Annotated in this window: 17 protein-coding genes; 9 read left to right on the top strand and 8 right to left on the bottom strand. The window is 71.3% G+C overall.

Annotated elements, in window-relative coordinates; translation table 11 throughout:
• Positions 1-2 precede the first annotated feature (2 nt).
• The 4 genes from ADL34_RS07810 to ADL34_RS07795 form a co-directional block, all read right to left on the bottom strand.
• Positions 3-332: a bifunctional 3-phenylpropionate/cinnamic acid dioxygenase ferredoxin subunit gene (locus ADL34_RS07810; protein WP_062674598.1), complete on the bottom strand. Its 330-nt coding sequence runs from the start codon at positions 330-332 to the stop codon at positions 3-5.
• Complete coding sequence (gene sufD, locus ADL34_RS07805; RefSeq protein ID WP_062674601.1) at positions 329-1,513, bottom strand: Fe-S cluster assembly protein SufD; 1,185 nt, start codon at positions 1,511-1,513, stop codon at positions 329-331. The genes ADL34_RS07810 and sufD overlap by 4 nt, the downstream gene beginning before the upstream one ends.
• An 86-nt stretch (positions 1,514-1,599) precedes the next feature.
• Positions 1,600-3,021 (bottom strand): Fe-S cluster assembly protein SufB, encoded by a 1,422-nt coding sequence (gene sufB / locus ADL34_RS07800; protein WP_062674603.1) that lies wholly within the window; start codon positions 3,019-3,021, stop codon positions 1,600-1,602.
• Entirely contained in the window at positions 3,018-3,770 is a 753-nt protein-coding gene (locus ADL34_RS07795; RefSeq protein WP_062674605.1) for a helix-turn-helix transcriptional regulator, read from the bottom strand. Before ADL34_RS07795 ends, sufB begins: the two co-directional genes overlap by 4 nt.
• Positions 3,771-3,931: 161 nt before the next feature.
• Between ADL34_RS07795 and ADL34_RS07790 the strand changes: the two genes are divergently transcribed.
• The 4 genes from ADL34_RS07790 (at position 3,932) to ADL34_RS07775 (ending at position 7,575) form a co-directional block, all read left to right on the top strand.
• A complete protein-coding gene (locus tag ADL34_RS07790) occupies positions 3,932-4,729 on the top strand; it encodes an aminoglycoside N(3)-acetyltransferase (RefSeq protein WP_062674607.1) in 798 nt (265 codons plus the stop codon).
• 68 nt (positions 4,730-4,797) lie between these two features.
• A complete protein-coding gene (locus ADL34_RS07785) occupies positions 4,798-5,721 on the top strand; it encodes an ABC transporter ATP-binding protein (protein WP_079034504.1) in 924 nt (307 codons plus the stop codon).
• Positions 5,718-6,494, top strand: a complete 777-nt coding sequence (locus ADL34_RS07780) for an ABC transporter permease (protein ID WP_062674611.1) — start codon at positions 5,718-5,720, stop codon at positions 6,492-6,494. Before ADL34_RS07785 ends, ADL34_RS07780 begins: the two co-directional genes overlap by 4 nt.
• A 58-nt stretch (positions 6,495-6,552) precedes the next feature.
• The gene (locus tag ADL34_RS07775) at positions 6,553-7,575 is read left to right on the top strand and encodes a COX15/CtaA family protein (protein ID WP_062674613.1); all 1,023 of its coding nucleotides are present in this window, start codon (positions 6,553-6,555) and stop codon (positions 7,573-7,575) included.
• On the opposite strand, the gene ADL34_RS07770 is transcribed toward ADL34_RS07775, so the two are convergent.
• The 4 genes from ADL34_RS07770 to ADL34_RS07755 form a co-directional block, all read right to left on the bottom strand.
• The gene (locus tag ADL34_RS07770) at positions 7,530-8,282 is read right to left on the bottom strand and encodes a nucleotidyltransferase domain-containing protein (RefSeq protein WP_062674615.1); all 753 of its coding nucleotides are present in this window, start codon (positions 8,280-8,282) and stop codon (positions 7,530-7,532) included. The genes ADL34_RS07775 and ADL34_RS07770 overlap by 46 nt on opposite strands.
• A gap of 47 nt (positions 8,283-8,329) precedes the next feature.
• On the bottom strand, positions 8,330-9,436 hold the full coding sequence (locus ADL34_RS07765; RefSeq protein ID WP_062739779.1) for an amidohydrolase family protein: 1,107 nt from the start codon (positions 9,434-9,436) through the stop codon (positions 8,330-8,332).
• Positions 9,437-9,526: 90 nt separating this feature from the next.
• Positions 9,527-9,841 carry a hypothetical protein gene (locus ADL34_RS07760; RefSeq protein WP_062674620.1) on the bottom strand — a complete coding sequence of 105 codons (315 nt, stop codon included), beginning with the start codon at positions 9,839-9,841 and terminating at the stop codon, positions 9,527-9,529.
• A 78-nt stretch (positions 9,842-9,919) separates the two neighbouring features.
• Positions 9,920-10,888, bottom strand: a complete 969-nt coding sequence (locus ADL34_RS07755; protein WP_420714285.1) for a heme o synthase — start codon at positions 10,886-10,888, stop codon at positions 9,920-9,922.
• Positions 10,889-11,250: 362 nt separating this feature from the next.
• On the opposite strand from ADL34_RS07755, the gene tkt reads away from it, so the two are divergent.
• From tkt to pgl, 5 genes are read left to right on the top strand one after another with little or no spacing between them, the layout of a single operon-like run.
• Complete coding sequence (gene tkt / locus ADL34_RS07750) at positions 11,251-13,353, top strand: transketolase (RefSeq protein WP_062674623.1); 2,103 nt, start codon at positions 11,251-11,253, stop codon at positions 13,351-13,353.
• Positions 13,354-13,387: 34 nt separating this feature from the next.
• On the top strand, positions 13,388-14,506 hold the full coding sequence (gene tal / locus ADL34_RS07745; RefSeq protein ID WP_062674625.1) for a transaldolase: 1,119 nt from the start codon (positions 13,388-13,390) through the stop codon (positions 14,504-14,506).
• Between the two features lie 4 nt (positions 14,507-14,510).
• Positions 14,511-16,049: a glucose-6-phosphate dehydrogenase gene (gene zwf, locus ADL34_RS07740; protein WP_062674628.1), complete on the top strand. Its 1,539-nt coding sequence runs from the start codon at positions 14,511-14,513 to the stop codon at positions 16,047-16,049.
• Complete coding sequence (gene opcA / locus ADL34_RS07735; RefSeq protein ID WP_062674629.1) at positions 16,046-17,128, top strand: glucose-6-phosphate dehydrogenase assembly protein OpcA; 1,083 nt, start codon at positions 16,046-16,048, stop codon at positions 17,126-17,128. Before zwf ends, opcA begins: the two co-directional genes overlap by 4 nt.
• Positions 17,125-17,916: a 6-phosphogluconolactonase gene (gene pgl / locus ADL34_RS07730; RefSeq protein ID WP_267891526.1), complete on the top strand. Its 792-nt coding sequence runs from the start codon at positions 17,125-17,127 to the stop codon at positions 17,914-17,916. Before opcA ends, pgl begins: the two co-directional genes overlap by 4 nt.
• The last annotated feature ends 47 nt before the right edge of the window (positions 17,917-17,963 follow it).

The raw sequence follows: 17,963 nt of genomic DNA, 5'->3' as shown, positions 1-17,963 counted from the left end.
CCTCAGGACTCCTGGGTGAGGGAGACGAGCACGTCGTCCCCTTCGATCTTTACGGGGTATACGGGGACGGGGCGCGTCGCGGGAAGGCCGGACGGCTTGCCGGTGCGGAGGTCGAACGCGGAGCCGTGCAGCCAGCATTCGATCTGGCAGTCCTCCACCTCGCCCTCGGAGAGCGAGACGTTCGCGTGGGAGCAGATGTCGTTGATGGCGAACACCTCTCCCTCGGTACGGACGACCGAGACCGGCGTGCCGTCGAGTTCCACCCGCTTGGGGGTGTCCTCCTCCAGCTCGCTCAGCGCGCAGACGCGCACGAACACGGATGAGTCAGTCATCCGACCGACGCCTCCAGCTCCGTCTCGATCTTGGCGAGCAGGCGCTCCTCGATGTCCTCGACGCCGATCTGCTGGACGAGCTCGGCGAAGAAGCCGCGGACGACGAGGCGGCGGGCCTCGTGCTCCGGGATGCCGCGGGCCATCAGGTAGAAGAGCTGCTCGTCGTCGAAGCGGCCGGTCGCGGAGGCGTGGCCGGCGCCGACGATCTCACCGGTCTCGATCTCCAGGTTCGGCACGGAGTCGACGCGGGCGCCGTCGGTCAGAACCAGGTTGCGGTTCATCTCGTAGGTGTCCGTGCCCTCGGCCTTGGCCTCGATGAGGACGTCGCCGATCCATACGGCGTGGGCGTCCTCGCCCTGCAGCGCGCCCTTGTAGACGACGTTGGACTTGCAGTGCGGGGTGTTGTGGGTGACCAGGAGGCGGTGCTCCTGGTGCTGCCCGGCGTCGGTGAAGTACAGGCCGAACAGCTCGGCCTCGCCGCCGGGGCCGGCGTACTCGACGCGCGGGTTCAGCCGGACGACGTCGCCGCCGAAGGTGACGACGACCGACTTGAAGGAGGCGTCGCGGCCCACGAGGGCGTTGTGCTGGGCGACGTGCACGGCCTTGTCGTCCCAGTCCTGGACGGAGACGACGGTCAGCTTGGCGCCGTCGCCCAGGATGTAGTCGACGTTGGCGGCGAGCACGGCGTCACCGGTGTGGTCGATGACGACGACGGCCTCGGCGAAGGCGCCCAGTTCGATGATCTGGTGGCCGTAGCGGACCCCGCCCTCGCCGTGCACGGCGATGCGGATGGGCTCGGTGAGGACCGTCTCCTTGGGGACGGTGACCACGCCGGCCTGCTCGAAGGACGAGTACGCCTGGGCGGCGACGCGGTCCGCGGGCGTGCCCGCCCTGCCGAGCCGGGCGTCGTCGCGGCCGACGGTCTCGACGACGACGCCGTCGGGCGCCGAGACGGTGACCTTGACGCCCTCGCCGGCCGCGACGGCGGTGCCGTCGTGCAGGCCGCGCAGGCGCTCCAGCGGGGTGAACCGCCACTCCTCCTCACGGCCGTGCGGGACGGGGAAGTCCGCCACGTCGAAGGACGGGGGCGCGCTCATGCGCGAGACGACGGTCGACTCCGCGGCCACCGCGATCGAGCCGGCGGTGGTGCTGCCCACCGGGATGTTCTGGGCCTCAGCCATGGCTGTCGGTCTGCTCTCTTCCTACGTTTACGATCTTCGGCCCGCCGCTGGGGCGGGCCGCCTGCTGCCGGAGCGGAGGGCGGGTGTTAGCCGACCGCGCCTTCCATCTGCAGCTCGATCAGCCGGTTGAGCTCGAGGGCGTACTCCATCGGCAGCTCCTTGGCGATCGGCTCGACGAAGCCGCGCACGATCATCGCCATCGCCTCGTCCTCGCTCAGACCGCGGCTCATCAGGTAGAAGAGCTGGTCCTCGGAGACCTTGGAGACGGTCGCCTCGTGGCCCATGGAGACGTCGTCCTCGCGGACGTCGACGTACGGGTAGGTGTCCGACCGCGAGATCGTGTCGACGAGCAGCGCGTCGCAGAGCACGTTGGACTTCGCGCCCGGGGCGCCCTCGCCGATCTCGATGAGACCGCGGTAGGAGGTACGGCCGCCGCCGCGCGCCACCGACTTGGAGACGATGTTGGAGGACGTGTTCGGGGCCATGTGGACCATCTTGGCGCCGGCGTCCTGGTGCTGGCCCTCGCCCGCGAAGGCGATGGACAGGGTCTCGCCCTTGGCGTGCTCGCCCATCAGGTAGACGGCCGGGTACTTCATCGTCACCTTGGAGCCGATGTTGCCGTCGATCCACTCCATGGTGGCGCCCTCGTAGGCGACGGCGCGCTTGGTGACCAGGTTGTAGACGTTGTTCGACCAGTTCTGGATGGTCGTGTAGCGGCAGCGGGCGTTCTTCTTGACGATGATCTCGACGACCGCGGAGTGCAGCGAGTCCGACTTGTAGATCGGGGCGGTGCAGCCCTCGACGTAGTGCACGTAGGCACCCTCGTCGACGATGATCAGGGTCCGCTCGAACTGGCCCATGTTCTCGGTGTTGATCCGGAAGTAGGCCTGGAGCGGGATCTCGACGTGCACGCCCTTCGGCACGTAGATGAAGGAGCCGCCGGACCACACCGCGGTGTTCAGCGCGGCGAACTTGTTGTCGCCGGCCGGGATGACGGTGCCGAAGTACTCCTTGAAGAGCTCCGGGTGCTCCTTCAGGGCGGTGTCGGTGTCGAGGAAGATGACGCCCTGCTCCTCCAGGTCCTCGCGGATCTGGTGGTACACGACCTCCGACTCGTACTGGGCGGCGACACCGGCGACGAGGCGCTGCTTCTCGGCCTCCGGGATGCCCAGCTTGTCGTAGGTGTTCTTGATGTCCTCGGGGAGCTCCTCCCAGGACGCCGCCTGCTTCTCCGTGGAGCGCACGAAGTACTTGATGTTGTCGAAGTCGATGCCCGACAGGTCCGAGCCCCAGTTCGGCATGGGCTTCTTCTCGAAGAGCTTCAGACCCTTGAGGCGCAGCTTCGTCATCCACTCCGGCTCGGACTTCTTGCCGGAGATGTCGCGGACGACGTCCTCGTTCAGGCCGCGCTTCGCCGCGGCACCGGCCTCGTCGGAGTCGGCCCAGCCGTATTCGTAGTTGCCCAGGCCCTCGAGCTCAGGGTGGGCAGTCTCCGTGGGGAGAGTCATGCGGGGTTCCTCCCGGCCGTGCTTGCGGATGCGTGGTCAGTGGTGTGGGAAATCCTGGGGATGAACGTCGTGCAGACGCCGTCGCCGTGCGCGATGGTCGCCAGTCGCTGGACGTGGGTCCCGAGCAGCTCGGCGAAGATCTCCGTCTCCGCCTCGCACAGCTGCGGGAACTGCTCCGCGACATGGGCGACCGGGCAGTGGTGCTGGCAGAGCTGCTCGCCCTGCTGGGGGTGGGGCGCACTGCGCGCCGCCGCAGCGTACCCGTCGGCGCTGAGGGCCTTGGCCAGGGCCTCGGTGCGCGCGTCGGGTCCGGCCGCCTCGATCGCCTCGCGGTAGGCGCGCGCCTGGGCCTCGAGACGGGCGCGGGCGAAGGCGGCGACCGCCTCGCTCCCGCCCTCGCGCTCGGCGATCCACTTCAGGGCGTCCGCCGCGAGCTTGTCGTAGGACTGGTCGAAGGCGTCGCGGCCGCAGTCGGTGAGCGCGAAGACCTTGGCGGGCCGCCCGCGCGTGCGCGTGCCGTAGACCCGCTGTTCCCGGGCCTCCACGACGTCGTCGGCGACCAGTGCGTCGAGATGCCTACGCACGGCGGCCTGCGTGAGGCCCAGGCGGCCGGCCAGCTCGGCGACGGTCGACGGCCCGTGGTCCAGGATGGACCGCGCGACCCGGTTGCGCGTGGAGCGCTCACCGGTCGCGAGTTCCTCCTGAGGGGCCCCCGTGGGGGTCTCCCGAACCTCGCCGACGTTTTTCACAACGCCATTGTTGCGTAATTCCTCGAAGCCAGGCAAGCCGCCCCCCTCCGCGACGACGGTGCCCTACGTCACTTAGGTATACCTAATGTGACCTGCGGAAACGATCTTTGATCGATCAAACCGGTGGCGCCGGACGGGTCCGTCCGGAACACTCCCGGACCATGTCGACACCCCCTCCGACCGGCCCTCTTGTCACCCGCGACACGCTCGCGGCCCACGTGCGCGCCCTCGGCGTGCAACCGGGTGACACGCTCCTCGTGCACTCCTCGCTCAGCTCCCTCGGCTGGGTGTGCGGAGGCGCCGTCGCCGTCGTCCAGGGGCTGCTCGACGCCCTCGGCCCGGACGGCACGCTCGTGGTCCCCACCCAGACCGGCGACCTGTCCGACCCGGCCGTGTGGCACAACCCGCCGGTGCCGGAGGAGTGGTGGGAGACCATCCGGGCGACCATGCCCGCCTATGACCCCCGGACGACCCCCTCACGCGGCATGGGCGCCGTCCCGGAGGCCGTGCGGACCTGGCCCGGCGCCACGCGCAGCGCGCACCCCCAGACGTCCTTCGCCGCCCTCGGCGCCCGCGCGCGGGAGATCACCGACGGGCACGCGCAGGACTGCCGGCTCGGCGAGCACAGCCCGCTGGCCCGGCTGGAGGCGCTGCACGCGCGCGTGCTGCTGCTCGGCGCCGGCTACGGCACCTGCACCGGCTTCCACCTGGCCGAGTACCGGATCCCGTCCCCGCGGGTGCGGGTGGGACGGCCGGGGCCGAAGGGGTGGGAGGTGGTCACCGAGGTGTCGATCACCTCGGAGCGCTTCGACGAGCTCGGACACGACTTCGAACGGGACCGCCCGGTGCTGCGCGGCCGGGTCGGCGCGGCCGAGGCACGCCTGTTCCCGCTGCCGGACGCCGTGGCCTACGCGGTGCGGTGGCTGGAGACGCACCGGCCCCGCGCCGAGGAGATATGAGGCGGCGGTACGGGATGACGCGCACCCGGCCGTTCGGGGGACCCGCGGTCTCCCTAGACTCTTGAGCCATGCGAAACGAGCCCGTGGTCCAGGTCCACGCCCTGGTGAAGCGCTACGGCGGCAGAACCGCGGTGGACGGTCTCGACCTGGTGGCCCGGGCGGGCGTCACGGCCGTGCTCGGACCGAACGGCGCCGGCAAGACGACGACGGTGGAGACCTGCGAGGGCTACCGCAGACCGGACTCCGGCACGGTGCGCGTCCTCGGCCTCGACCCGGTGCGGCAGTCCGCCGCGCTGCGGCCCCGGATCGGGGTGATGCTCCAGTCCGGCGGTGTCTACTCCGGTGCGCGCGCGGACGAGATGCTGCGCCATGTCGCCAGACTGCACGCCCATCCCCTGGACGTGGACGCGCTCATCGAGCGCCTCGGCCTCGGCGGCTGCGGCCGGACCGCGTACCGCCGGCTCTCGGGCGGCCAGCAGCAGCGCCTCGCGCTCGCCATGGCCGTCGTCGGCCGGCCCGAGCTGGTCTTCCTCGACGAGCCGACCGCCGGACTCGACCCGCAGGCCCGCCGGGCCACCTGGGACCTGATCCGGGACCTGCGCGCCGACGGCGTCTCGGTGATCCTCACCACGCACTACATGGACGAGGCCGAACAGCTCGCCGACGACGTCGCCATCATCGACGCGGGCCGGGTCATCGCCCAGGGCTCCCCCGAGGAACTGTGCCGCGGCGGCGCCGAGAACACCCTGCGCTTCAGCGGGCGCCCCGGCCTCGACGTGGGCTCGCTGCTCAAGGCGCTGCCCGCCGACTGCACGGCCGCCGAGCTGACGCCCGGCTCCTACCGGGTGGTCGGCAAGGTCGACCCGCAGCTGCTCGCCACGGTGACGTCCTGGTGCGCGCAGCACGGGGTGATGCCGGACCGGATCTCGGTGGAGCGGCACACGCTGGAGGACGTCTTCCTGGAGCTGACCGGCAAGGAGCTGCGCTCATGACCACCACGAGCACCGGCACGTACGCCCCGAAGCCGGGCGCCGCGCCACTGGGGCGCATGATCGCCGCGCAGGCCGCGCTCGAGACGAAGATGCTGCTGCGCAACGGCGAACAGCTGCTGCTGACGGTTGTGATCCCGACCCTGCTGCTGGTGCTCTTCAGCTCGGTCGACATCGTGGACACCGGCGCGGGCGAGGCGGTCGACTTCCTCGCGCCCGGCATCCTGGCGCTCGCCGTACTGTCGACGGCGTTCACCGGGCAGGCCATCGCGACGGGTTTCGAGCGCCGGTACGGCGTGCTGAAGCGGCTGGCGTCCTCACCGCTGCCGCGCTGGGGCCTGATGACGGCGAAGACCCTTTCGGTGCTGGTCACCGAGGTCCTGCAGGTCGTCCTGCTGACGCTGATCGCCTTCGCGCTGGGCTGGTCGCCGCACGGCAACCCGGCGGCCGTGCTCCTGCTGCTGGTCCTCGGGACGGCCGCCTTCTCGGGGCTCGGGCTGCTGATGGCCGGGACGCTCAAGGCGGAGGCGACGCTGGCCGCCGCCAACCTGGTCTTCCTGCTGCTGCTGGTCGGCGGCGGGGTGATCGTGCCGCTGGACAAGTTCCCCGACGCGGCCCAGGACGTCCTCGCCCTGCTGCCCGTCTCCGCGCTCTCCGACGGGCTGCGGGACGTCCTCCAGCACGGCGCCGGGATGCCCTGGGGCGACGCGGCGATCCTCGCCGTGTGGGCGGTCGTGGGCCTCGCGGCGGCCGGCCGGTTCTTCCGCTGGGAGTAGCACGGATCACGCCGCGGGGCGGCCCCCTCGTGAAAGCGTGCACAAGCGGCGGCCTACGATGGTGCGCGTGCAGAACCTGACCCGCGCCGACGCCCAGGCCGCCGTGCGCAACCCGCTCGCCTTCATCGCCGCCCGCTGGACCCCGGACCCGAGGACCGTCCGGCGCGCGGCGCTCGCCGCGCTCGTGATGTCCGTGATCATCGTGGTCACGGGCGGGGCCGTGCGCCTCACCGGTTCCGGGCTCGGCTGCCCGACCTGGCCCAAGTGCACCGGGGACTCGCTCACCGCCACCCGCGAGATGGGCCTGCACGGCGCGATCGAGTTCGGCAACCGCCTGCTGACGTACGTGCTCTGCGCGGCGGTCGGCTGGGCGATCATCGCCGCCCGCTCGACCGAGCCGTACCGGCGCGACCTGACCCGGCTGGGCTGGGCGCAGTTCTGGATCGTGATGAGCAACGCCGTGCTCGGCGGCATCGTGGTCCTGGTCGGCCTGAACCCGTACACCGTCGCGGCCCACTTCGCGGTGTCGTCCGCGCTCATCGCGGTCGCCGTGGTGATGTGGCAGCGCACCCGTGAGGGGGACGCGGCGCCGCGCCCGCTGGTCGGCAAGGCCGTCCAGCAGCTGGTGTGGTTCCTGGTCGCGGCCTCGGTGCTGCTGATCCTGGTGGGCACGGTGGTCACCGGCGCGGGACCGCACGCGGGTGACTCCAGCGAGGTCGAGCGGATGCCGGTCGACTGGGAGACCGTGACGAAGCTGCACGCGGTGCTGGCCTGGATCGTCGTGACGCTGACCTTCGCGCTCTGGTTCGTGCTCAAGGCGGTCGACGCCCCGAAGGGGCCGCTGGACCGCACCCGCGACCTGTTCCTCGTGCTGCTGGCGCAGGGTGTCGTCGGCTACGTCCAGTACTTCACGGACCTCCCGGAGCTGCTGGTCGGCCTGCACATGCTGGGCTCGACCCTGGTGTGGATCGCGGTGGTGCGCGTGCTCCTCGCGCTGCGCGAGCGGCCGGAGGCGTCGGTGCCGGATCTGCCCGCTCAGCCGCTCGACGCCACCAGCGCGTCGATCGCCGGCCCCAGGTAGGCACGCGTCAGCCGGGCCCGCCGCGCCGCCCTGGCGCCGGACCGCGGCTTCGTCCGGCCGTAGCGGCGGCCGTGGACGTCGTCGACGACCTCGGCGGGCGCTCCCAGCCCGGGCAGCAGCTCCAGCGCCTCCCGTTTGGAGATGAGCCGTCCCTCGCGCGCGGTGACGCTCGCCCGCGCGAAGGTGATCAGCCCCAGGTCCACCCAGACGTCCCGGGTCCACAGCCGGGCGTCGGCCACGGCGGGCCGCCAGAAGTCCCGCTGGTCGCGCACGACGAACGCGGCCAGCTCGCGGTCCGGCACCGGCGGCAGCAGGGCGGTGGGTGCCTCGCCGTGCAGCACGCGCCCGAAGGTGTGCAGCTCCCGCCGGGTCACGGGGGTGACCGGCCGCCGGAACAGTTCCTCGTGCGCCCAGGTGAGATCGCGCCGGGCGGGCTCCTCCAGGGTGTCCGGCGTGAGGTAGGAGCAGTGCAGCAGCGGGGCGAGGGGCGCGGTCCGCAGCCGGGCGTGCAGCGTGGCCAGGCGCCAGATCGTGCGCGCGGTGAGCGGGCCGTCCAGGACGGCGATCAGGTCCAGGTCGCTGCGGCCCTCCTGGTAGTCGCCGCCGGCGAGCGAGCCGTGCGCCCAGACGGCGACGGGCCTCAGCGGTCCCAGGGCGGTGAGGAAACGGTCGAGCAGGGCGTCGGTCGGTGTCCCGTCGGTCGGCATCCCGTCAGTCTGGCCTCGGACGCACGGGGCGTACACCCCGGGTCCGCTCACTCCAGTCCGTAGACCCGGCGGGCGTTCCCCGACGACACCATCTCCGCGACCCGCTGGGCGTCGGCCGGTGACCAGGCGCCTTCGGCGACCCAGGTTCCGAGCACCCGGGCGAGGGACTCGCGGAACAGCTGTGCGCCGACGACGTGCAGTTCGGGCAGGCCCTGGGCGCCGCTGGAGAAGAGGATCTTGCCGAAGGGGGCCAGCTCCAGGATCTCGGCGAGGATCGTGGCCGCGCGGGCGCCGGTGCGCACGAGGGCGGCGCCGGAGTCGGCGTAGACGTGAGGGAAGACGCCGGCGAGATGGGCCGCGTGCCGGTGGTAGGGGTAGCCGTGCAGCAGGACCAGGTCCGTGCCGAGGCCCGCGGTGGCGCGGACGAAGTCCGTGAGGAGGACCGGGTCGGTGCGGTCGATGCGCAGGCCCGGCTGGCCCAGCCCGGCGTGCAGCTGGAGCGGCAGCCCGGAGGCCACCGCGATCCACAGCAGGTGCCGCAGGAGGACCGGGTCCGTCAGCTCGCCTCCGACGTCGCGGGCCGCGAGCCAGCGCCCGGCCGCGCCCCGCACCTCCCCCGGTCCCGGCGGCTCGGGCGCCAGCGCGAGGCCGTGCCGTACGCCGGCGACCGAGGTGAAGGCGACGGCGTGCGCGGCGGCGCCGTGCACGGACTCGGCGAGGTTGGCGAGGAAGGACTCGACGGTGCCGGAGGTGTCGGCGACCTGTTCGGCGAGGAGTTCGAGGCGGACGATCTCGCGGGCCTCGGCGGAGGCGGCGGAGGCCATCTCCGGGGGGCCGGTCAGGTCGCCGGGCAGGCCGGTGTCGACCAGGTAGGTCGTGATGCCGCTGCCCCGCAGCAGCCGCCGCCCGGCCTCCCAGACGCCGAGCTCACGGCGCCGGGCCAGATAGCGGGCGGGCGGGCAGTGCGGCTCGAGGCCGAGGAGCGGTGGGCACCAGCGCCGTACGGCGAAGCCGGTCTGGGTGTCGAAGAGCGTGGTGCCGGGGGCCGGCGGGCCTTCGGTGCGGGCCAGCTGGGCCTCGAAGGTGCCGAGGCCCAGTTCCGCTCTCAGTACGCCGTGGCAGTACTGGTCCACGAGAGACGGCGTGTCGATCATCCGGGCTCCCCGTGGGTGGACGCTGGCGTGCTCTACACGTCCTAACGGGTGAACCGGTGCCGAGGTGTTGGGGTGGAGAGGGCGGGCTCCTCAGCCGCCGATCTGGATGCCGGCCATCCGCTTCCACTCGTAGGGGCCCGTGGACACCTTCGCGGCGAACTCGCCGTCGAAGGACTCGTGCCGGGTGATCCCGGCCTTCTCGACGGCCTTCTCGGCGGTCTCGAAGGTGGGGGCCACCAGGTCGCCCCAGCCGCCGTCCTCGCCCACGAGGACGATGCGGGCGCCGCGCTCGCCGAGGTACGCGATCTGGGCCTCGGCACCGCCGTGTGACGTGGCGAAGGCGTTGATCCGGTGGGCGAGGCGGGTGACCTTGCGGTCGTCGGCCTGCTGCGTGTCGTCTGCCATGGCCAGGATGCTACCGACCAGTAGATCGCTTGGCGACGGGAGGGGTGCGTGAACTGCACCTCAGCGCGATCAGCGCGATCAGCGCAGGAAGGGGTCCAAGGCGACGGCCACGAAGAGCAGCGAGACATAGGTGATCGACCAGTGGAACAGGCGCATCTCCTTCAGCTTCGCGCCCGTCACCTCGGCCTTCGCGCGGTTCTGCAGCGCGTGCGCCTCCCACAGCCACCAGCCGCCCGCGGCGAGCGCGACCACCGTGTAGAACCAGCCCGTGTAGCCGAGCGGCGTCAGCAGCAGCGAGACCGCGACCATCACCCAGCTGTAGAGGACGATCTGCCTGGCGACGACCTTGTTGGAAGCCATGACGGGGAGCATCGGCACGCCCACGCGCGCGTAGTCCTCCTTCACCTTCATGGACAGCGGCCAGTAGTGCGGCGGCGTCCAGAAGAAGATGACCATGAAGAGGATCAGCGGGGCCCAGGACAGCGAGTTCGTGACCGCGGACCAGCCGATCAGCACCGGCATGCAGCCCGCGATGCCGCCCCACACGATGTTCTGCGAGGTACGGCGCTTGAGCAGCATCGTGTAGACGACGACGTAGAAGAGCAGCGCCCCGAGTGACAGCCAGGCCGACAGCCAGTTGACGGTGAGGCCGAACAGCAGCGTCGAGACGATCGCCAGGGTGATGCCGAAGGCGAGGCACTCGCGCGGGCTGACCATCCCGGTGACCAGGGGACGCTGGGAGGTGCGGTCCATCAGGGCGTCGATGTCGCGGTCGATGTACATGTTGAGCGCGTTTGCGCCGCCCGCGCTGAGGTAACCGCCCACACAGGTGAGGAGCACCAGACCGAGGTCGGGCACGCCGCGCTCGGCCAGGAACATCACCGGAACGGTGGTGATGAGCAGCAGCTCGATGATCCGCGGCTTGGTCAGCGCCACGAAAGCCGCGACCCGGGCCCCGATCGGCCGTCGGCTCGGGCTCTGGCTCGTCCCGACAATCCCCGCTGGACGGGATTCAACGGCCGTCACGCACACCCCTGACAGAGACATCCCAGCAAGCCCGACCGTGTGAAGTGGCGGTAAAGGCTCGCGCGTACCACGCCACTCTAGACGTTGCCCAGACCCGGACCATCGCGGGGGTCCGGTCGTGTTGGAGGTGTGGTCCGAAGGGCGCGTGGCGGCTCGATTGAGCACCCGGATGAGCGGCCGCGTATTCATGTGCCGAGCCCCGGAACGATGCGGCCGACAGGCACATCCCGAAGAGTCCCGGCAGTCTGGGATGAGTCGAAAAGACGCACGTACTTCCGGGGGTAGGCTCGACAACGGCCGGCCGACGCCGAGTACGCCGGCAGCCGGTGGGCGCGTGCCCGTGACGCCGGCAACCGACATGTGGAGAGGAGCCCTGACCCAGGGTGAGCACCAAGCCGACCACCACAGACCTCGAGTGGACCGAGCTGGACCAGCGGGCGGTGGACACCGCCCGCGTCCTGGCCGCAGATGCCGTACAGAAGGTCGGTAACGGCCATCCTGGTACGGCGATGAGCCTGGCGCCCGCCGCCTACACCCTCTTCCAGAAGGTGATGCGGCACGACCCGGCGGACGCCGACTGGGTCGGGCGGGACCGCTTCGTGCTGTCCGCCGGCCACTCGTCCCTGACCCTCTACACCCAGCTCTACCTGGCCGGTTTCGGCCTGGAGCTGGACGACCTCAAGGCGTTCCGGACGTGGGGTTCGAAGACCCCCGGCCACCCGGAGTACGGCCACACCACGGGTGTGGAGACGACGACCGGTCCGCTGGGCCAGGGTGTCGCCAACGCCGTCGGCATGGCCATGGCCGCCCGCTACGAGCGCGGTCTGTTCGACCCGGAGGCCGCCGCGGGCACCTCTCCGTTCGACCACTTCATCTTCTGCATCGCCGGTGACGGCTGCCTCCAGGAGGGCATCTCCGCGGAGGCGTCCTCGCTGGCCGCTCACCAGAAGCTCGGCAACCTGATCCTGCTGTGGGACGACAACCACATCTCGATCGAGGGCGACACCGAGACGGCCGTCTCCGAGGACACGGTCAGGCGCTACGAGGCGTACGGCTGGCACGTGCAGCGCGTGGCCCCGAAGCCGGACGGCGACCTGGACCCGAACGCGATCTACGACGCGATCGAGGAGGCGAAGAAGGTCACCGACCGCCCGTCCTTCATCGCGATGCGCTCGATCATCGCCTGGCCGGCCCCCAACGCGCAGAACACCGAGGCGGCGCACGGCTCGGCGCTCGGCGACGACGAGGTCGCGGCCACCAAGCGGGTCCTCGGCTTCGACCCGGAGAAGACCTTCGAGGTCTCCGACGAGGTCCTCGCGCACACCCGGGGCGCCCTGGAGCGCGGGCAGGCGGCCCGTGCCGTGTGGGAGAAGTCCTTCCAGCAGTGGCGGGACAACAACCCCGAGCGCGCCGCCGAGTACGACCGCGTCGCCAAGGGCGCGCTGCCCACCGGCTGGGAGGAGAAGATCCCGGTCTTCGAGCCCGGCAAGGGCCTCGCGACGCGTGCCGCGTCCGGCAAGGTGCTCCAGGCACTCGGCGCGGTCATCCCGGAGCTGTGGGGCGGCTCGGCCGACCTGGCGGGCTCGAACAACACGACGATCGACAAGACGTCGTCGTTCCTGCCCGAGGGCAACCCGCTCCCGGAGGCCAGCCCGTACGGCCGCACGATCCACTTCGGCATCCGCGAGCACTCCATGGCCGCGGAGATGAACGGCATCGCGCTGCACGGCAACACCCGCATCTACGGCGGCACCTTCCTGGTGTTCTCCGACTACATGCGCAACGCGGTGCGGCTGTCGGCCCTCATGCACCTGCCGGTGACGTACGTGTGGACGCACGACTCCATCGGTCTCGGCGAGGACGGCCCGACGCACCAGCCGGTCGAGCACCTCGCGTCGCTGCGTGCCATCCCCGGCCTGAACGTGGTCCGCCCGGCCGACGCCAACGAGACGGCGATCGCCTGGCGCGAGATCCTGCGGCGCTGGACGAAGGAGTACGGCAAGGGCGCCCCGCACGGGCTGGCGCTGACCCGGCAGGGTGTGCCGACGTACGAGGCCAACGAGGACACCGCGCGCGGCGGCTACGTGATGTTCGAGGCCGAAGGGCCCTCCGGGCAGAGCGCGGAGCCCGAGGTCGTCCTGATCGCCACCGGCTCCGAGGTGCATGTGGCGGTCGAGGCGCGCGAGCGACTCCAGGCCGACGGGGTGCCCACGCGCGTGGTCTCCATGCCGTCCGTGGAGTGGTTCGAGGAGCAGGACCAGGGGTACCGGGACAGCGTCCTGCCGCCGTCCGTGAAGGCGCGCGTCGCGGTCGAGGCGGGGGTGGGGCTCACCTGGCACAAGTACGTCGGGGACGCGGGACGCATCGTCTCCCTGGAGCACTTCGGTGCTTCGGCCGACGCCAAGGTCCTCTTCCAGGAGTACGGCTTCACCGCCGAGAACGTGGCGGCGGTCGCGCGGGAATCCCTCGCCGCGGTCCAGCGCTGACGCTCACATACGAGACGTAGGAGTTTGATTTTCCATGACAGACGCACTGAAGCGCCTCTCCGAGGAAGGCGTCGCGATCTGGCTGGACGACCTGTCGCGCCAGCGCATCACGTCCGGCAACCTCGCCGAGCTGATCGACCAGCAGCACGTCGTCGGTGTCACCACCAACCCGACGATCTTCCAGAAGGCCATCAGCGAGGGCCACGGCTACGACCAGCAGCTCGCCGACCTCGCCGCCCGCAAGGTGACGGTCGAAGAGGCGATCCGCATGATCACCACGGCGGACGTCCGGGACGCCGCCGACATCCTGCGCCCGGTCTTCGACGCCACGGACGGCCAGGACGGCCGGGTCTCCATCGAGGTCGACCCGCGGCTCGCGCACAACACGCACGCGACCGTCGCCGAGGCCAAGCAGCTGGCCTGGCTGGTGGACCGCCCGAACACGCTCATCAAGATCCCGGCCACCCGGGCCGGCATCCCGGCGATCACCGAGGTCATCGGCCTCGGCATCAGCGTCAACGTCACGCTGATCTTCTCGCTGGAGCGCTACCGCGAGGTCATGGACGCCTACCTCGCGGGTCTGGAGAAGGCGAAGGCCAAGGGCCTGGACCTGTCGCAGATCCGTTCGGTGGCGTCGTTCTTCGTGTCCCGCGTGGACAGCGAGGTCGACAAGCGCATCGACGCGCTCGGCACCGACGAGGCCAAGGCCCTGCGCGGCAAGGCCGCCATCGCCAACGCCCGGCTCGCCTACCAGGCGTACGAGGAGGTCTTCTCCTCCGACCGCTGGAGCGCGCTGGAGAAGGCGGGCGCCCGCAAGCAGCGTCCGCTGTGGGCGTCGACCGGTGTGAAGGACAAGGCCTACAAGCCGACCCTCTACGTCGACGACCTGGTGGCGCCGAACACGGTGAACACCATGCCCGAGGCCACCCTGCACGCGGTGGAGGAGAAGGGCCAGATCACCGGCGACACGGTCTCCGGCACGTACGAGCAGGCCCGTGCCGACCTCGACGCGGTCGAGCGGCTCGGCATCTCGTACGACGAGGTCGTGCAGCTGCTGGAGGACGAGGGCGTCGAGAAGTTCGAGGCGTCCTGGAACGACCTGCTCAAGTCGACCGAGGCGGAGCTGGAGCGCCTCGCCCCCTCGGAGGGCTGATCCCTTGCCACCCTTCAACGTCACTGAAGCGAACCCGCTTCGTGACGCCGCCGACCGACGGCTCCCGCGTATCGCGGGGCCGTCGGGCCTGGTGATCTTCGGCGTTACGGGCGATTTGTCACGTAAAAAGCTGATGCCCGCTGTGTACGACCTCGCGAACCGTGGACTGCTGCCGCCGGGCTTCTCGCTCGTCGGCTTCGCCCGCCGCGAGTGGGCGAACGAGGACTTCGCCCAGGAGGTCCACGACGCGGTCAAGGCCCATGCGCGCACCCCCTTCCGCGAGGAGGTCTGGCAGCAGCTCATCCAGGGCATGCGCTTCGTCCAGGGCACCTTCGACGACGACGACGCCTTCGAACGGCTGCGCGGCACCATCGAGGAGCTGGACAAGGCCCAGGGCACGGGCGGCAACTTCGCCTTCTACCTGTCGGTGCCGCCCCGCTCCTTCCCGGTGGTCATCCAGCAGCTGAAGAAGCACGGGCTCGCCGACCAGACGGGCGGCTCCTGGCGCCGCGCGGTCATCGAGAAGCCGTTCGGACACGACCTGACCTCCGCCGAGGAGCTCAACAAGGTCGTGCACGAGGTGTTCGCCCCGGACCAGGTCTTCCGCATCGACCACTACCTGGGCAAGGAGACCGTCCAGAACATCCTGGCGCTCCGCTTCGCCAACACGATGTTCGAGCCGATCTGGAACCGGTCCTTCGTGGACCACGTGCAGATCACCATGGCCGAGGACATCGGCATCGGCGGCCGGGCCGGCTACTACGACGGCATCGGCGCCGCTCGCGACGTCATCCAGAACCACCTGCTGCAGCTGATGGCGCTCACCGCCATGGAGGAGCCCGCCTCCTTCGACGCGGACGCGCTCGCCGCCGAGAAGACCAAGGTGCTCGGCGCCGTCCGGCTGCCGAAGGACCTGGGCCGCGACACGGTGTTCGCGCAGTACGCGGAGGGCTGGCAGGGCGGCGAGAAGGCGGTCGGCTACCTCCAGGAGGAGGGCATCGACCCCAAGTCGAAGACCGACACGTACGCCGCGGTCAAGCTGTCGGTCGACAACCGCCGCTGGGCGGGCGTCCCCTTCTACCTGCGCACCGGCAAGCGGCTCGGCCGGCGCGTCACGGAGATCGCGGTCGTCTTCCAGCGCGCCCCGCACTCCCCCTTCGACACGACGGCGACCGAGGAGCTGGGCCAGAACGCGATCGTCATCCGCGTCCAGCCCGACGAGGGCGTCACCGTCCGCTTCGGCTCCAAGGTGCCCGGCACCTCCATGGAGATCCGGGACGTCTCGATGGACTTCGCGTACGGCGAGTCCTTCACCGAGTCCTCCCCCGAGGCGTACGAGCGGCTGATCCTCGACGTCCTGCTCGGCGACTCGAACCTCTTCCCGCGCACGGAGGAGGTCGAGCTGTCCTGGAAGATCCTCGACCCGATCGAGGAGTACTGGGACAGGCACGGCAGGCCCGCCCAGTATTCGGCGGGCACCTGGGGGCCCGTCGAGGCGGACGAAATGCTCGCACGAGAGGGACGGAGCTGGCGCCGGCCATGAAGATAGACCTCACGGACACCACGGCCAGCAAGATCAACAAGGCGCTGGTGAAGGCGCGGCGGGCCATCGGCACGCCGGCCGTCGGCATGGTGCTGACGCTGGTCATCGTCACGGACGAGGAGAACGCCTACGACGCCCTGAAGGCCGCCGGCGACGCCTCGCGCGAGCACCCCTCGCGCACGCTGCTGGTGATCAAGCGTGTCTCGCGCTCGCCCCGGGACCGCACGCAGTCCCGGCTGGACGCCGAGGTGCGGGTGGGCGCCGACGCCGGGACCGGCGAGACGGTGGTGCTTCGCCTGTACGGCGAGGTGTCCGAGCACGCCCAGTCCGTCGTCCTGCCCCTGCTGCTGCCGGACGCCCCGGTGGTGGTCTGGTGGCCGGTGAACGCGCCCATCGACCCGGCGAACGACCCGCTGGGCGCGCTCGCCCAGCGCCGGGTGACCGACACCTACGCCTCGGAGCAGCCGGTGCGGGATCTGTCGGCGCGCGCGGGGACGTACACACCGGGCGACACCGACCTGTCCTGGACCCGGATCACGCCGTGGCGCTCGATGCTGGCGGCGGCCCTGGACCAGGTGGTCTGCGAGGTGAAGGCCGTCGAGGTGGAGGGCGAGGAGTTCAACCCGAGCTGTGAGCTGCTGGCGATGTGGCTCGCGGACCGGCTGGACGTGCCCGTGCAGCGGTCGTTGTCGTCGGGTCCCGGCCTGACGGCGGTGCGGCTGGACACCGACTGCGGCCCGATCGTCCTCGACCGGGCCGACGGCTCACTGGCGACCCTGTCCATCCAGGGGCAGCCGGACCGAGCGGTGGCGCTGAAGCGCCGGGAGACCTCCGAGCTGATCGCGGAGGAGCTGCGCCGGCTCGACCCGGACGACACCTACGCGTCGGCGCTGCGCTTCGGCGTGGAGAAGCTGCACGCCTCAGCGGTCACCCGGCCCGCCGGGAACGGGACCGGGAAGGCGGCGGAGGACGGGCCGGCCAAAGGAGAAGCGGCCGCGACTCCTGTCGAAGACGCCGCCAAGGCCCCGGCGAAGGAAGCGACGACGGGGGAACCGGTGAAGAAGGCGGCGGCCAAGTGAGCACGCACACCACCCCGCAGCTCGTCGTGCACCACGACAAGGAGCTGATGGCCCAGGCCGCGGCGGCCCGGCTGATCACGAAGATCGTGGACGCGCAGGCCTCCCGGGGCTCGGCGTCCGTGGTCCTCACCGGCGGCCGCAACGGCAACGGCCTGCTGGCCGCGCTGGCGGCGGCTCCGGCCCGGGGCGCCGTCGACTGGGGCCGCCTCGACCTGTGGTGGGGCGACGAGCGGTTCCTGCCCGAGGGCGATCCGGAGCGCAACGTCACGCAGGCCCGCGAGGTCCTGCTGGACGCGGTGCCGCTGGACCCGAAGCGGGTGCACGCCATGCCCGCCTCGGACGGCCCGTTCGGCGCGGACGTGGAGGCGGCGGCCGCCGCCTACGCGGAGGAGCTGGCGCGGGCCGCGGGCCCCGAGAACCACGGCTCGGTGCCGTCGTTCGACGTCCTGATGCTGGGCGTGGGTCCCGACACGCACGTCGCCTCCCTGTTCCCGGAACTGCCCGCGGTACGGGAGACCGAGCGCACGGTCGTCGGGGTCCACGGCGCCCCCAAGCCCCCGCCGACCCGTGTCACCCTCACGCTCCCCGCGATCCGCGCGGCGCGCGAGGTGTGGCTGCTGGCAGCCGGCGAGGACAAGGCGGAGGCCGCGGCGATCGCCCTGTCCGGCGCGGGCGAGATCCAGGCGCCGGCGGCGGGCGCGCGGGGCCGCTCCCGCACCCTGTGGCTGCTGGACGCGGCGGCGGCGTCCCAGCTGCCGCGGTCGCTGTATCCGCCGGCCATTCCCTGACCGGCACGTGAACGGCAGTCGGGCCCCCACCTTTCACGAGGCGGGGC

Source organism: Streptomyces sp. NRRL WC-3605, from assembly GCF_001509795.1.
In the GTDB taxonomy this organism is placed as follows: Bacteria; Actinomycetota; Actinomycetes; order Streptomycetales; family Streptomycetaceae; genus Streptomyces; species Streptomyces viridochromogenes.
The sequence above is the reverse complement of the archived record's forward strand: the minus strand, read 5'-3'. Positions and strand labels throughout refer to the sequence as shown.

What these genes read in the sequence shown, in the direction of transcription:
- ADL34_RS07770 (WP_062674615.1), bottom strand. Translation starts at nt 8,282, where the DNA reads ATGCCGACCGACGGGACACCGACCGACGCCCTGCTCGACCGTTTCCTC.
- ADL34_RS07760 (WP_062674620.1), bottom strand. Translation starts at nt 9,841, where the DNA reads ATGGCAGACGACACGCAGCAGGCCGACGACCGCAAGGTCACCCGCCTC.
- sufD (WP_062674601.1), bottom strand. Translation starts at nt 1,513, where the DNA reads ATGGCTGAGGCCCAGAACATCCCGGTGGGCAGCACCACCGCCGGCTCG.
- ADL34_RS07785 (WP_079034504.1), top strand. Translation starts at nt 4,798, where the DNA reads ATGCGAAACGAGCCCGTGGTCCAGGTCCACGCCCTGGTGAAGCGCTAC.
- sufB (WP_062674603.1), bottom strand. Translation starts at nt 3,021, where the DNA reads ATGACTCTCCCCACGGAGACTGCCCACCCTGAGCTCGAGGGCCTGGGC.
- ADL34_RS07780 (WP_062674611.1), top strand. Translation starts at nt 5,718, where the DNA reads ATGACCACCACGAGCACCGGCACGTACGCCCCGAAGCCGGGCGCCGCG.
- tal (WP_062674625.1), top strand. Translation starts at nt 13,388, where the DNA reads ATGACAGACGCACTGAAGCGCCTCTCCGAGGAAGGCGTCGCGATCTGG.
- ADL34_RS07765 (WP_062739779.1), bottom strand. Translation starts at nt 9,436, where the DNA reads ATGATCGACACGCCGTCTCTCGTGGACCAGTACTGCCACGGCGTACTG.
- ADL34_RS07810 (WP_062674598.1), bottom strand. Translation starts at nt 332, where the DNA reads ATGACTGACTCATCCGTGTTCGTGCGCGTCTGCGCGCTGAGCGAGCTG.
- ADL34_RS07755 (WP_420714285.1), bottom strand. Translation starts at nt 10,888, where the DNA reads ATGTCTCTGTCAGGGGTGTGCGTGACGGCCGTTGAATCCCGTCCAGCG.
- ADL34_RS07775 (WP_062674613.1), top strand. Translation starts at nt 6,553, where the DNA reads ATGGTGCGCGTGCAGAACCTGACCCGCGCCGACGCCCAGGCCGCCGTG.
- opcA (WP_062674629.1), top strand. Translation starts at nt 16,046, where the DNA reads ATGAAGATAGACCTCACGGACACCACGGCCAGCAAGATCAACAAGGCG.
- ADL34_RS07790 (WP_062674607.1), top strand. Translation starts at nt 3,932, where the DNA reads ATGTCGACACCCCCTCCGACCGGCCCTCTTGTCACCCGCGACACGCTC.